Annotated in this window: 13 protein-coding genes and 1 tRNA gene; 9 read left to right on the forward strand and 5 right to left on the reverse strand. The window is 52.8% G+C overall.

Features of this window, described 5'->3' with window-relative positions:
* The first annotated feature begins 205 nt into the window (after positions 1-205).
* The 4 genes from C5Y83_RS18645 (at position 206) to C5Y83_RS18660 (ending at position 4706) form a co-directional block, all read left to right on the forward strand.
* A complete protein-coding gene (locus C5Y83_RS18645) occupies positions 206-1855 on the forward strand; it encodes a MotA/TolQ/ExbB proton channel family protein (protein WP_105331264.1) in 1650 nt (549 codons plus the stop codon).
* Positions 1855-2673 (forward strand): hypothetical protein, encoded by an 819-nt coding sequence (locus C5Y83_RS18650; protein WP_105331265.1) that lies wholly within the window; start codon positions 1855-1857, stop codon positions 2671-2673. Before C5Y83_RS18645 ends, C5Y83_RS18650 begins: the two co-directional genes overlap by 1 nt.
* A 20-nt stretch (positions 2674-2693) precedes the next feature.
* Positions 2694-3812, forward strand: coding sequence for a hypothetical protein (locus C5Y83_RS18655; RefSeq protein ID WP_105331266.1), 1119 nt, complete (start codon positions 2694-2696; stop codon positions 3810-3812).
* A gap of 303 nt (positions 3813-4115) precedes the next feature.
* On the forward strand, positions 4116-4706 hold the full coding sequence (locus C5Y83_RS18660; protein ID WP_105331267.1) for a hypothetical protein: 591 nt from the start codon (positions 4116-4118) through the stop codon (positions 4704-4706).
* 1 nt (position 4707) lies between these two features.
* Here C5Y83_RS18660 and C5Y83_RS18665 read toward each other — a convergent pair whose 3' ends face one another.
* Together C5Y83_RS18665 and C5Y83_RS18670 are read right to left on the reverse strand one after the other, a co-directional pair.
* Positions 4708-6135 (reverse strand): B12-binding domain-containing radical SAM protein, encoded by a 1428-nt coding sequence (locus C5Y83_RS18665; RefSeq protein ID WP_105331268.1) that lies wholly within the window; start codon positions 6133-6135, stop codon positions 4708-4710.
* A 116-nt stretch (positions 6136-6251) separates the two neighbouring features.
* Positions 6252-7439 carry a hypothetical protein gene (locus C5Y83_RS18670; protein ID WP_105331269.1) on the reverse strand — a complete coding sequence of 396 codons (1188 nt, stop codon included), beginning with the start codon at positions 7437-7439 and terminating at the stop codon, positions 6252-6254.
* A 314-nt stretch (positions 7440-7753) separates the two neighbouring features.
* Here C5Y83_RS18670 and C5Y83_RS18675 point away from each other — a divergent pair.
* The 5 genes from C5Y83_RS18675 (at position 7754) to C5Y83_RS18695 (ending at position 11904) form a co-directional block, all read left to right on the forward strand.
* A tRNA-Gly gene (locus tag C5Y83_RS18675) sits at positions 7754-7826 on the forward strand.
* Positions 7827-8086: 260 nt separating this feature from the next.
* On the forward strand, positions 8087-9556 hold the full coding sequence (tig, locus tag C5Y83_RS18680) for a trigger factor (protein WP_105331270.1): 1470 nt from the start codon (positions 8087-8089) through the stop codon (positions 9554-9556).
* Positions 9557-9928: 372 nt separating this feature from the next.
* A complete protein-coding gene (locus C5Y83_RS18685; RefSeq protein WP_233207279.1) occupies positions 9929-10558 on the forward strand; it encodes a ClpP family protease in 630 nt (209 codons plus the stop codon).
* Between the two features lie 154 nt (positions 10559-10712).
* A complete protein-coding gene (clpP, locus tag C5Y83_RS18690; protein ID WP_105331271.1) occupies positions 10713-11300 on the forward strand; it encodes an ATP-dependent Clp endopeptidase proteolytic subunit ClpP in 588 nt (195 codons plus the stop codon).
* Between the two features lie 97 nt (positions 11301-11397).
* Positions 11398-11904: a hypothetical protein gene (locus C5Y83_RS18695; protein WP_105331272.1), complete on the forward strand. Its 507-nt coding sequence runs from the start codon at positions 11398-11400 to the stop codon at positions 11902-11904.
* Between the two features lie 16 nt (positions 11905-11920).
* Here C5Y83_RS18695 and C5Y83_RS18700 read toward each other — a convergent pair whose 3' ends face one another.
* The 3 genes from C5Y83_RS18700 to C5Y83_RS18710 all read right to left on the reverse strand — a co-directional run bounded on the left by C5Y83_RS18700 (position 11921) and on the right by C5Y83_RS18710 (position 14751).
* Positions 11921-12694, reverse strand: coding sequence for a hypothetical protein (locus tag C5Y83_RS18700; protein WP_105331273.1), 774 nt, complete (start codon positions 12692-12694; stop codon positions 11921-11923).
* 5 nt (positions 12695-12699) lie between these two features.
* Entirely contained in the window at positions 12700-13950 is a 1251-nt protein-coding gene (locus C5Y83_RS18705) for an ankyrin repeat domain-containing protein (protein WP_105331274.1), read from the reverse strand.
* A gap of 66 nt (positions 13951-14016) precedes the next feature.
* Entirely contained in the window at positions 14017-14751 is a 735-nt protein-coding gene (locus C5Y83_RS18710) for a putative signal transducing protein (RefSeq protein ID WP_105331275.1), read from the reverse strand.
* Positions 14752-14763: the final 12 nt, after the last annotated feature.

The raw sequence follows: 14763 nt of genomic DNA on the forward strand, positions 1-14763 counted from the left end.
AAGCGGGAATAATTCGCTTATCAAACTAAGAAGACGAGTTTAGCGATCGATCGGTTCCTCCTTGTGGTCGGTCGCTGTAGCAGAATTCCCTACATCTAATCTTCGTCGGCGGCCGCTGCTTGAGATCTGTCAAGCGAGGCGCGGCGGACTTTGCACCCCACATACTCGTCTGCGGCCCTGCGTCGCGCTTCGTTTCGAGGTTCCGATGTATTTCAAGTTCAAGTGCCCCGAGTGCGGTCAATCGCTCAAGGTGCGTCAAGAGTTAGCTGGTCAGAAACGGAACTGCCCTTACTGCAAAGCCACGGTGCGAATTCCGCATGTCGAGGAGGTTGCCGACGAACCCCCTTCGCCTGATGCGCCGAGCTTTCCTGATCTCAGCAACCTGCAAACCGATTCCCCTTCGTCCCGAGCCGGCAGCAAAGGCCCTGCGGTGAGCAAGAAGGGAACGTCGAAAAAGAAAGCCGAGGAAGGGCCTGCTTCCTCCGATGGCGATTTTACCGACCCTAGCGAAGTTAGCCTCGTCCCAACCGCTTTGGTTGGTTTAGCCGCGGCAGTTGTCTTCATGCTGCTGATGATTCCGTTAACAGGAACCTATATCGGCGACCTGTTTATGAAGGGAGGAATCACCGGAGTTGGGATTCAAAGCATCACCAGCTTCTTGTTCTTCTGGTCGCTGGCCATTTTGTGGCAGAAGCATCGCAAGATCGCACGGCAGCGTGACTACTTGTTAATGGATGTTCTGCCGACCGATATCTCGCAGGAAATCACCGTCGACAAAGTCGGAGCATTCCTGGAGAACATCAACAGCTTGCCAGGGGAGCACGGCGAAAGCTTCCTGGTCAATCGCGTCACGCGCGGTCTACAGCACTTCCGTGTACGACAAAGTGCGGCAGATACGACCACCATGATGTCTTCACAATCGGACATTGATGCGAACAACGTGTCATCTAGCTATACACCGCTACGCGTGCTGATCTGGGCGATCCCGACGATGGGATTCATCGGGACTGTGCTTGGCATTAGCTTGGCTGTGACCGAGCTATCTGGTTCGCTGGGCGGCGGTGATATCGATAAGTTGACGGAATCACTGCAGGGAATGTTCAGCGGTCTCGGAACCGCGTTCAACACGACGCTGGTCGCCTTGGTCATGTCGATGATCATCAAGTTCCCCATGTCTTCGCTGCAATGGAGTGAAGAGGGGGTGCTGAACTGGGTCGACGAATACTGTAATGAGAACCTCCTGCGTCGCCTGAAAGATGGTCGCGAGAAGATCGAAGAGAAGCAAACCGGACCCTACGACACCAAGGTCTTCCGCCGGGCTGTCGAGGAAGCGATGGCCACCCAGCAAGCCGAACTTGAAGGCTGGGTCAAAAAGCTGGAACTTGTTGGTCAAACGATTACCCAGCAAACGTCTGATGGCTGGAACGAAATCAACAACAAGATTCTCGTGAGTCAGCAAGATACGACCGGCAAAATCATGGATCAGGTTCAAGCACGCACAGTCGATATGCAGAAACGCCAGGAAGAGCAGCAAGCGTTGATGCAGGACCAATTGAATCAGATGCAGGAAGTCTCCGCGCAACTGCAAAATACGCTCGGCCAATTGGCGAATGCCGCGGTAGATTCGCACGTGAAGGTGAACGAAACGATGACCGACACTTCGGATCGTCTGGAGAAGTACCTGGGCGGTGTTGAAAAAGGACTGACCAGCCTCAGCGATGTACTCGGCAAACTCGGCAACGAACAAATTGTCGTGCAACAGGTCGAAGCCCCGGCCGCGAATGGAAGCAATGGCGGCTGGTTCGGATTTGGTGGGGGCAGCAAGACCAAGTCGCGCCGTAACGGGAGACGATAATGGGACGGCGAAACAAGGAGACAGGCGAGGACATCTCCCTCTTCCCGTTTCTCAGCGTACTGGCCTGTGTGATCGGTACGTTAGCGATGGTGATCGCCATGATCGCGATCCAGTCGCTCGATAACGACGCCGTCGATCAGGCCATCGAATATGAGAAGAAAGCCAAGGAACTTGAACAAGGTAACGAAGAACTTGCCAAACTGCGTGAACAGCTGAAAAAGAAAGAATCGGAACTTAAAAGCGAACGTTCTGAGGAGCAACGCTCGCTGGAGAACGCCAAGAAACGTCTCGCCGAGCTGTTAGCCAAATTGGAAAAGACCGAGGGAGAACTCGAAAAGATCTCTGTCGAAGGTCCCAAGGTTGACGTCGCCGCTCAGAACGAAGAAATCGCCAAGATGGAGGAAGAACTCAAGTCACGGCGTGAAAAGATTGCTCAACTCACGGCTCAAATCAAAGAGCGGAAGCTTCCACCAGAAGAGGCTGAGGTTTCCATCGTTCCTGGCGGTAGTGGCGTCGGATTTACGCCTACTTTCGTTGAATGCGACGACGGGCGGATCGTGATTCATGATGGCGGAAAAACGACACCGGTGCGTACGGCAGAGCTAAATACCAATGCCGATTTCGCCAAGGTGTTAGAAGAAGTTAAGAATAACGAGAAGGGAACGCTCGTGTTCCTGATTCGCGACGACGGACTCGGCACTTACCACGCGGCTCGCAACTTCGCCAACACGAAGGGAGTCAAGAATGGAAAGCTGCCGGTGATCGGTGATGGGCGAATCGACCTCAGCTACTTCAAGAAACAAGCCAAGAACTCGTAAGCAGAAATACCTCCAAGGCCATGGCCAAACGCAAAGCCGCGCAAGAAGAAGAGGGACTCGACTCCCTGCTCGATACGATGTTCAACGTGGTGGGCATTCTCATCATCGTGCTGGTCGTCGTGCAGATCGGAATGCAGGAGTCGGTCAAACAGATCGCCAACAGCGTGAGTGTCGATCCGGCGGCGTTGGAGAAACTAATCCAGGAATTGGAGGAAGTCCACAAAGACAAGTTGAAGGTTGAATCCGATATTCAGGAGATCAATCCCAATGAAGAAGACCTTGCCGAACTGATCAAACGGATTCAATCGGAATCAGACGCTAAGGCAGCCGTGCTCAAATCACAGCAAGGCGAACTTAAGGAAGCCCTAATCGCGCAAGGAAATGCTTTGGAAATGCAAAAGGAGGCGGAGAAGAACCAAGAAGAGCGCAAGCAGCTTTCCACCGAGCTGAGTAGTTCGATCGAGCAGATCGCCAAGTTGGAAGCAACTCTCGACGATACGCCCCCGCGAGCCCAGCGTCCGGCTAAGGTGGTAAATCTCCCTGATCCCCGGCCAGCTCCCGATGGAATTAAGGAAGCCATTTTCGTTTGTACTGGGAACCAGGTTTATCCAATCGTGATCGATCCGATCCGCGATGCGGCGAAGAAACGATCCGAGTACCTCGCTGAAAAGGGACTGCGTAAGTACGTCGACGATCCCAAGCAGGGTATCAACGCCGAGAAGTTTGTAAAAGACTTTAACGAACGTCCCTTCCAGGATGACTTCTTCAAGATCGAAATGTACGCTGCTGGTCGCGATCCGCGACTTAGGTTAGATCCGAAAAACGATGCTGGCTTCAAGATCGCCGAGATTCAAAACCCAAGGTCCCGCTTTCGCAAACTGTTAAGCCAGGTCAATCCGACCAAGTTTTACTTCAAGTTCATCGTCCTGCCCGATAGCTACGAAGCGTACGTGGAAACGCGCCATGTGACCGACGAAATGGGCTACCTCAGTGGATGGGATCCTCAAAACCAAGACTGGAAGTATACAACTTGGGTCGGTGGCAAGGTAAAGTTTGGCCCAGAGCCACCTCCCCCCGATCCCAACGCTCCGAAACCTCCACCCAAACCGCCAGCCCCCAAGCCAAACGTGCTGGATTAGGGTTGGCGTGTATGAAAACCGGCAGAGTTTGCCTTCTTCATACGCATATGCAATGCTGAGCCCGACTCGCGCCCAGCTTGAACTTCAAGGTACTACCTCACGATCTCTAAAGAATCGTTGGCAACTTGCCTCTACGTTGCGGTCAACTATTGGCCACTGCTTCCATCCGAAAGATACGCCCCTTTTTCATCTGGTTTTGTCGGACAATAGAAAAAGATTCCGTACTTTTCGCTAGTTCGGATAGTAAGGAATTGCGAAGATAGCGGGATACGAGATCGCTTCCATTCGGCCGGCCAGCCAACGATGAAAGAAGACTTCTTCTTCGACGAGACCTGCGACAAGCTTCTGCAAGAAGAAGAGCAGATGGTGTGGCGAGGTTACGCGCGAGCAGTAATACCACGTCATCTTCTAGTTATCAGCGGCTTTGTCGGCGCTGTTGGTGTTGCGTTGGGCGTATGGAGCAATGCTTATTTTCCGGCGAACGACTTTTCGGAAGGCTTCACAGGAAGTTTTTTTGTCGCCTTCGCCTTCTTGCTGTTGTTTCTGGCAGTGATACCACAGATCCGCATGCTTTCCCGCTTGCGGAAAGTGCGATACGTCATCACAACACAGCGTGCGTTGATCCTCGACGGTGTGGTCGAATTGCCCGGCGGTTCCCTCGCAAGCGACCTAGTGACGGTGCGTTCGATCCCACCCGATACATTAGCTAAGCGATCGCAACCTTCGGCCGACGGTACGATTTGGATGGGTGAAGACACGTGTACGATCGTAACTGAGAAGCTACCGATTCGATACGGATTCTATGCCTGTAGCGAACCGGAAGGAGCCGAAATGGAGATTCGCCGTTTACTAGGCGAACTACCTCTCGTTCCAGAAATAGCCGAAGCTGGCTAAATCAATCTACTGACGACAACACCGGTAACTCCACCGAGTCATCCGAGCCTACGCCCGTCTGCGGTTGAACACGTCCTAACCCTGATAAGATGTTTTCCAGCAAAGGGCGCATCTGACCAACTTGCTTCAAGCGGATCGCCAGATTCCACAAGCCTTCAAACTTTTTCCAGCCAGCAGAGTAAGCAGCATGCCGGGCAAACCGCAACCAAGTGGGCTTAGTTGAGGCTCCCTTGAAAATGTTGCGCCACGTATAAAACCGGCGATACGCCTGCCAGTAGCCTGTTTCCAACTGCTCACCCGTTAAGAGTTTTGGCTGAAAAACGGTATGCCGCGTATCATATAAATCCCAGTTAGAATGCAGCAATCGTCCTTCGGCTTCCATCCGCTGATAAAGTCCGGTCGCAGGGTAGGGAGTCAAAATATGATAGGTGGATGTTTCGATTCCACTTTCGACCGCCCAATCGACCGTGCGTGAAAAGACTGACGCGTCGTCGTCGTCCATCCCGAAGACAAAGCTACCATTTACCATCACGCCAGCATCGTGCACGCGGCGGATCGCGGCTTGGTAGTCACGATTGAGGTTTTGCACTTTCGCGTGATCCTGCAAGTTTGCCACGCTCAGTGACTCGAATCCGACAAAGATACTCCGTAGCCCTGCCTCTGCCGCGAGCTCCAACATGCCTGACTTAAGCAGCGAATTCACCGTGGCCGCAGCTTGCCACAGCCTTCCCATGCCGCGCATCCCTTGGAACAACTCGCGAGCAAAACGACTATCCCCGAAGATGTGATCGTCTAAGAAATAGAGATGCTTCCCCGGCAAGCGATCGATCTCAGCTAAGGCATCGTCCACCTTTTGGGTATAAAACGATCGGCCACCTTGAAAGAATGCATCCTTGTAACAGAAGTCGCAATGATGCGGACAACCTCGAGTCACGACAATTGAATTCGGCACCAAGTATAAATGGCGTTTGATCAGATCGCGACGGATCGGTGGTAGGCGTTTGAGGGTTCGCACCTTAGACACATATCGAGCCTGCGGATGACCTTCTCGGTAGTCCTTAAGAAACTGTGGCCAGATATCTTCGCCAGGGCCGAGGAAGATAGAGTCCGCGTGTACGGCCGCTTCTTCCGGCAACGAGGTCACGTGCAGCCCACCGAGACAAACGTAGCAGCCTTTCTGCCGATAATGGTCGGCCAACTTATAAGCCCGGTAGGCAGAGGTGATGTAAACCTGAATCACCACGATGTCAGGCTCGTCATCGGTCTTCAGGATTTCGACATGCTCGTCCTGCAGATCAACTTCGTCATCATCGCGTAGATAACCTGCCAAGGTCGCTAAACCTAACGGCGGGAATAGGCTGTATTTGATGGGCCGGAACAGCGGGCTGGTCGCTTCGGTGAGCGCCGGCAGAATCATCTTCACGCGCATCGTGCTTCGTCTCCCTGATCCCTGGAACTCCGCCTCGGTGAATTCGAGATACCACTATCAGGTTACGTCGCCATACCCGTACGGGTTCATGTCACGCATCAATTCATCAGAAAACCCTATTCTGTCGTCAGCATCCAGTACGCTGTTAGCCACTTTTGTTCTGGACTATCCAGCAACTCATATTGTTCCTCAACGCGTTGTGGTTCCTCTGAGGCGGCAAGAGAAACTATTAGCGCAGCAACAAGTCCGTTATCCTTACGCTCACAAGCCTTACTAAGACATTCTTCGATTTCAACGAGTGAAACTACCCGACCAACGCTTTTCCATCGTTCGCTCGGCTCCAAGAAAAAGGGCGATGCGCCCAAAATCGAGAGATCATGTTCACGTTTCAAGTACTCTTTCAAGGCGTCTTCGAAAGCAGTTTGTGCCAATTGCCGCACACCCGCCTTTTCGGCAACGTCGCCGATTTGAAGGAGTTTAAGAACACTACTACTGGAATCATTCTCTTTAACAAGTCCAATCACTTTTTGGAGTTGAACCTTTGCCAAGTCCGTTCGACCTTCCGCAGCAGCAACCTCCGCGCTACGCAGTGCCCGTGTATATTGCAGATCTTCTTCCGACATCTGTTGGTCGATTGCCAACCTAATCTGTTGGTCGAGGTAACCAGGGTCGCTGGGAACAAGAAGGCGGCCCACTTTGTTGATTCGCTCCTCCAGTTTCGTTCGAAGATCAGGATCGCTGATTCGCTCGACCAGCTTATGGGCCTCGTCTAATTCTCCAACTTCGGAAAGATTGCTCACGATACTCTTAAGTGTGCTATCGCGATTTTCCGGATCAAAGGAATCCAAATCGCACTTCGCTAGTGCGACTTGTAAGCCAGTCATATCACGACGTTTTATGCGTTCCACCGCAACCAATGTGAACGCACGTAGCTTTCCGTATCGGGGCAGAGGATCTGCGACGCGAAACGCCGCTTCCAGATCACCACACTGCGCAAACCCCGACGCGGCGAAATAGCGAAAGCTCATTGCTTTCTGCGGTACGCCTGCAGGAAGTAACGAAAGGGTTTCTTCAACACATCCTTTGGCAGCCAGGACGTGCGCCGACACATCGCGCACGTAGTCTTTGGAGTGTTCAGGAAGCCGTTCTCCATTGAGTAGGGCATTCGTTAGATCGAAGGTTCGTTGAACCCAAACGTGGTTGGTTGTGGCGTCGGCGTTTGCTGGGGCCACTAGAAGTACGCCAAAAAGTAGAATGGGAAACGTCCAATGGCGTTGGCAAGCTCGATAGGATTGAGAAAACACGACAGTTCCATACCCAAGTGCGTACGAATGATGATTCGATCTAATTCCGCAATCCTTTCAGTCTACCCACCACCGAACGGAAAGCATGGTACACCCTGACAGCATTTCCAGAATATGCCTTAACCGTTTCATATACCAAAGGTTACGGCAATTCACTGCGACTCTAAATTGACAATTGAACATCCATCCGGCATACTTTCTTCTCTGGCAAGCGAAATTTCGCTTCCCCCGGGTAGACCAGTTTCGATTATTCGCTAAACTGGTGCTTTCCTAGATGAGGGAATTGGATCCTTAAGGGATTCTGCTTTCCTTTTGCGGGTGTAGCTCAGTTGGTAGAGCACAACGTTGCCAACGTTGTTGTCGACGGTTCGAATCCGTTCACCCGCTCTTACTTTTGATTGCATTGCGAAGTGTGCCTCATTTGGCACACGCAATGCAGCAAAACATCTGGTGGATGTGGCTCTTGGCAGTGCTTTGCCACATCGCCACGTTTAATCCGAGACGCTGTAAAGCATAAACAGTGTGACGAGTCTCGCGGCGTGGGTGAGGATAAACCCACCCATTCTGCTCTGACATCAGTTGCTAATGAATCCCGCGAATACTGCGGGCTTTCTGATTGTTCACCCCAGATTTTGCGGAATCGCTGAATGAATTCGCCTGACATTGAAAACGCCGAAGGTTCGGTTGCTGAAGCGGATGCCCCCAAGAAGTTGACGCTCGACGTTAAAGTCGACGCTCCTAGCTCTTGCCAGCGACACGTCACGGTCACTGTTTCGCGTGAGGACATCGATCGTTACTTTGACGTTGCGATCGAAGACATGGTCCCGAACGCTGCTGTTCCTGGTTTCCGTAAGGGTTTCGCCCCGAAGAAGCTGGTTGAAAAGCGTTTCCGTGCGGAAGTTAAGGACCAAGTGAAGGGCACGCTGTTGATGGACAGCATGACCCAAGCCACGGAAGAGCAATCGTTCTCGGCAATCAGCGAGCCTGATTTCAACTACTCGGTGATCGAACTGCCAGACGAAGGGGATCTGACCTTCGAATTCGATATCGAAGTCCGCCCAGAGTTCGACCTGCCGAAATGGAAGGGTCTGAAACTCGAAAAGCCGACCAAGTCGTTCGAGAAGGAAGATATCGACAAGCATCTGACACAGGTTCTTGGTCGCTACGCTTCGTTGGCCCCGTACGAAGGTGCTGCCGAAAAGGACGATTTCCTGGTCTGTAATCTGATCTTCAAGCACGACGGCAAGAAGATCGAACACGCCGAAGAAGAGCAGATTCGTCTTCGCGAAAAGCTGAGCTTCCAAGATGCGAAGTGGGAAGACTTCGGTAAGGAAATGACCGGGGCCAAGGCGGGCGATAAGAAGACCGCTACCCTAACCATCAGCGACGAAGCTGCCAACGAGCAAATGCGTGGCAAGGAAGTCGAGATGGAAATTGAAGTCCTGGAAGTGAAGCGTATGGAGCTTCCGGAAATGGACGAAGCGTTCCTGAAGCAAATCGGCGGCTTTGAAAGCGAAGGCGATTTGCGTGACTACGTGAAGTCGGACATGGAACGCCAATTGGCCTACTACCAGCAGCAACGTCTGCGTCAGCAAATCACCGAAGAGCTGACCAAGGACGCCGATTGGGATCTGCCGCCGGAGCTGCTGAAGCGACAAGCTCGCCGCGAACTGGAACGAGCCACTCTCGAACTCCGCTCGGCCGGGTTTGGTGAGGACGACATCCGTGCTCACGAAAACGAACTGCGTCAAAACAGCATGGCTTCGACTCGCAAGGCGTTGAAGGAGCACTTCATCCTCGAGCGAATTGCCGAAGAAGAGAAAATCGAAGAGTCGCAGCAAGACTACGATATGGAAGTCATGCAGATCGCCATGCAGCGTGGTGAATCGCCACGACGCGTGCGTGCCCAACTGGAAAAGGGGGGCATGATGGACGTGCTGCGTAATCAAATCATTGAACGCAAAGTGATCGACCTGATCAACAGCGAAGCGACCCACACCGAAACGGACGCCGACCTGCAGCAGGGCAACACCGCCGCGGTCAACATCCTGATCTGTGGTGAAGGGGAAGAAGCTGCCCCGGCCACCGAGAAGGAAGAAGCTTCGGACGCCGAATAGTCCGTGAAGTTTCTTTGTGAAATACCCACAAGCCCTGATCGTACGGTCAGGGCTTGTGTCATTTCTTGGTTTACCTATTTCCACATTCTGCCGTGATAGCAGGACGTGCTTGGCTGAATTTCGGCGTTCCAGCGGACTGAAACTTTAGCCGTGGCAAAATAATCCGGCTCGTACCGGTTAGCAAAAGTACAAAAAGTTCGCAGGCCCCCTTACCAAGTGTCTTCTACGGTTGTCTTCCCCTGGTAACTGGAGACAATAACAGGGTACTTCTCGATGTTTGCTTCGCCGGAAGCGGACCGGGCGGGCAGGTGGGTTTGTTCCAGTGCCACGGCGTCCTTTCGCGGCACTTTTGAATTGGAAGGATCGACGACCATGAATTTTGATTATCTCAATGCACCCGTCGGGCCCCAGGCGATGGCCTACGCCGAATACCAACGGCAGCGTCAGATGACGCTGAACGATCTCTTGCTGGAGAATCGGATTATCTTCCTGCAGGGCGAGATCTACGACGGTAACGCCAACCAACTGGTGATGCAGCTGCTGTACTTGCAGAGCGAAAACCGCCGCAAGCAGATTCACTTCTACATCAACTCGCCAGGTGGTAGTGTCACCGCAACGATGGCCATCTACGACACGATGAATATGCTCTCGTGCCCGGTCGCCACTTACTGCGTTGGTTTGGCCGCCAGCGGTGGCGCTATCTTGCTGGCCGGTGGTGCTGCTGGTAAGCGTTTCATCCTGCCGCATGCTAAAGTGATGATCCACCAACCGCATGGTGGCGTCGGCGGTCAGGTTTCGGACATCGAAATTCAAGCCAACGAAATCATCAAGACGCGCGAAGAACTGAATAAGATTCTCGCTCAACATTGCGACCAGCCGATCGATAAGATCGCCAAGGACGTCAACCGCGACTTCTACATGAACGCCCAAGAGGCTAAGGAATATCGGATCGTCGACGAGATCCTCAACAAACCGCCCGCAGAAGCAGGCGAAGAGGACTAAAGGCAAATTGGCCGGAACTTCCGATTCTCGTACCCTCGCCCCTTTAGGGAGAGGGTTAAGGTGAAAAGGAAAAAGCCAGGCACTCGCCAACCACCTTCAACGATCTCGACATTCCGATACTCAAATACACATTCCAGACACTGGAGCTTATACCATGCCTCTGATTCCTTACGTGGTGGAAAAAAGCGGACGGGAAGAACGCGTCTTCGATATTTACAGCCGCTTGCTGAAAGACCGAATCATCTTTCTGGGCACTGGCGTCAATGATGAAGTCGCCAACCTGATCGTGGCTCAGATGCTCTTCCTGCAATCGGAAGATCCTAAGGCTGACATCAACTTATACGTCAACTCACCGGGGGGTAGCGTCAGCGCCGGGATGGCGATTTACGACACCATGCAGTTTGTGACCTGCGATGTTGCGACCTACTGCATCGGTCAGGCCGCTTCGATGGGTGCGGTGCTCCTAACGGCTGGTGCCGCTGGCAAGCGATATGCACTGCCGAACGCTCGCGTGATGATTCACCAACCGCTGGCTGGCATGCAGGGTACTGCGGAAGATATTCTGATTCACGCTACGGAATTCAAGCGGATCAAGCACCGCATGAACGAAATCCTTTTAAAGCACACCGGCAAGCCTATCGATCAAATCGAAGCCGATACCGATCGCGATCGCTTCATGAGCGCTGAAGAAGCCGCTGAGTACGGCTTGATCGACAAGGTAGTTGAGCACATGACCAACTAACGTTGGTTTGGCTCAACAATTGAATCCACGAAAGATGCCCGGTATAGTGCCGGGCATCTTTTTTTGTTTTCGTTCTTCAATTTTCCAGGGGCCGCACATGTCGCAGTGGGAAACAACCATCATTCCATTGAAAGACGCAAGCGATCTCCTAATCGCCTTTGGAGTAGATACCGGTAGCGACCAAGTCCATCGCTGGAAGCGGGAGGATGGTTTCCGCTGGATCGACCTGGAAGGGCTGCTTAGCGAAAGCGATTCGGTCCTTGTAATCGATTGGCGAGAGGAATTATCCATTGCTCTGGAAGAGATCCAAGAACAATTGGAGCAACTGCAAATCGACTTCGAGTTCGACCTGGATGAAAACGAGGAACAAGGAGATATCACCGTCGAAGACGTAACGAAACCAGTCAAATACATACCCGATGATGGGGACGAATTCCATACTGTCATCAACACAATCAACGAGCTTATCCAGCCCAGAGCCCGGTATCGCATGTTTCGCTCGTCCGAGGGAAGTGATACTTGGAGCTACACGTTGCTGACGGAAGAAGCTTGGCGAAAGTTGGAGTCAGACGCCCCAAAGACGGTTGTGCTCTTGTTCGCATGATCCTACCTCGTGACACTTACTTCCACTCATCCCACACCACTTCAATATGCACGTTATTGAAGTCCGGGTCTTCTACATCACCTCCGTGGTGGGCGATGCCTCCGGGTGGTAACGCTTCCATTCGGATCGCCTTACCCTCGGGAACGACCAGGCCGAAAGCTTGGTGCTCGATTAGTCGTTGAATCATTTCGACGACCGCTTTTTTCTGATCGCTCGGTACGTTGTGGACGCTGATGTCAGGGCGGCCGAACTTGCGCATGCCGCGGGTATGGTACCAGGTGCGATCATTGGCATGTTCTTCCGGTGAGAAAAGGGTCACCGTATGACTTCGCGGTACTGGCTTAGCTGGCTCGAAGATTCGCTCTTTCCATTCTCTTGGATGCCACCACTGAAACATCTGTGGGTCGTAAACCGCACAACATCCTTCATCGAGAAAATAGGTGATTAGCCCAACCGTGTTTCGCAAGTAATTTAGGTTCGAATCATCTTCCGGGCTTCCTCGCAATACCGTACACGAGTCGCACTGCTCGATCTGTTCAGCCAATTCGGGCTCGTTTTGCTGAAGTTGTTCCCACAGATAACCTTCCTGGAAACTCGAGACAACCTCGGGATGCTGCTCAGGACCATATCGCATTACTTTGATCCCCGCAGGCATTTCGCTACAACGATACTTACTCGCCGACAACGAATTGCCAGCGGTTGGTTTTCCAAAGAGCACATAGAACAGAAAGGGTTCTCCGCCGCCAGGCGTGTAATGCTTACGGGTCCAATCTTCGAGATCTGCAGTCATGATGTTTAACTTTCTTCGTTGGGGCTTTCAGAAAGGAATTCTTCCAACTTCTTAAGACCATCGATATGCTCTTGAAGTTGGGGAGGTGTAGGCATGCCGCGCATCATCTTCATCGCTTCGTCCATCTGCTTGAGCTGATTACGAACAATGTCGGCTGGCGTTTCGCCGTTGGGGCTTAGGCGTGTAGGATCGGCACCCAGTTCCAGCAGAAGCTTGACGACGGGCTTCGAGCCTCGCATAGCGGCAGCGTGCAGTAGCGTACCGGTGTGTTGATCGTACTCATTGACGTCCGCTCCGAGTGCGATCAGTTCGCGAACGTTGTCGCCTTTACCGGCCATCACGGCCATATGAAGTGGTGAACTACCAACGCCCTGATTTCCTCGAAAATGAACGTCCGCGCCAAGCTCAACCATCCTTCGAAGGAACTCAGGCGAAGCATTTCCTGCGGCGAGAGACAACGGCGGGACGATAAACATCTGATTCGTTTCGTTGATGTTCGCTCCTTCACCAACGAGACGTTCGATCGCCGCGAGATCTCCACGCATGGCCGCTTCATGAACGGGCGAAGTGGAAACGCGTGCCGCTGGCGACTCTTCGCCCATCTCCGCCATTCCCTCAAAATCTTCCATGCCCATTTCAAAGATTCCGGGGTGATCCGATGGCTCGCCCTGACCGATCCATAGCGCACCGACTTCTTCCGGTTGAACATCACGCCCGATGTCGCCGTAATCGGTGTAAAGCATCTCGGATCTGATCTCTAAGTGAGGGGCCAATGCACTGAGTCGCTCTTCCGCGAAGACATATTGCGAAGTAATTCCTTGCATCGCTTCAGCCTGCGTCCAAATCTTGAGTATCTCCTCCAAAGCCTCGACTGAGGTTTCTGCCCGACAATACTTTCTGAGAAGCTCGCAATTGGCAGCCATCGCACTTTCCTGCGACGTGTCGCCGTCAAAGTAACCGGGACAAGAGTTGTATTCATCCAGCAACTTCCCGTTGTCGTACAACCAATAACAGATGAAGTCACTATCGTGATTTAGAAAGGCAAAGACGGGTGCTTCCAACTGGCGAGATAAAGGTTGAGCGATCTCTTGAATTCGCGCCGTGTTTTGCCGCGAAGCTAACGAATCCCAGAAACTGATCCAGCGGCCAGTTGGGCCAGAGATCCAGCCGCCTTCGATGCCGATCCCCTGCAGCACATCGGTGACTCGATCTTGGGACGAACCCTGCACGTGAAAATTGACAACAAACGCACCCATCGTAATTCTCCGCGTATCGCTTACCGAATGAGTTGGCTCACGGAATCTCTTGTTTCGATCAAAACATCACATCAACGAGAACAACCACAGCAGTGCCAACCAAATGGAACTGACCACGAAATTGACCGCCAGTGATTGAAAAATCAGATAGCGTGTCCTAGAAGAAAAGTTCCAGCTGAGCCGCAGCGCTGCGAAGAGTAGGAACAAAGAATAGAGCGTTCCAAACAATGGAATCAGAATGCCCAACACAGCAGCGTTCGCAGACTGCGTGATCAGATCTTCCGCTTCCTCTTGAGAAGTTGGCTCGTCCTCTGCTTCGATCTTCTCAAACATTGCCTGGACTGTCGGGGGCGCGTATGGGTTCGTCTCGTCCACGCTGGCCGACTCTGGGAGCGAAGCATTGGCCGGATCACGCGGGTCAGAACCATCCGACTCGGTTGCCAAATCGGCGACTTCTGGAAATGGCGCCTCGACTTCTTCGCGTGGCTGGCCGCACGACCAACACATATCGAAGCCTGGCTCGATCACTTCTTCACACTCGCCACAAAACCACGGTCCGTTAATCGGATCACGGGCCTCGCGACTTAGTTCGTCGAGCAACCTCTGGGCACGCTTTGAATCTTCCGAACGGACAATCAGCTTCACGTCGCCCAGCGCCGAGCCGATGTAGCTTAGACTCGTCTTGAGATCAGCTCCCTCGATGAACGCGTCGATGCCATTCCAATTGAGCACGGCCTTGGCGTGCTCAGCATCGGCGGGATTATGCCAGCTGGCAATCTTGACGAATTCGGGGGAGGGCATGATGTGGCATTC

The organism is Blastopirellula marina, from assembly GCF_002967765.1.
Taxonomy (GTDB): Bacteria; Planctomycetota; Planctomycetia; order Pirellulales; family Pirellulaceae; genus Bremerella; species Bremerella marina_A.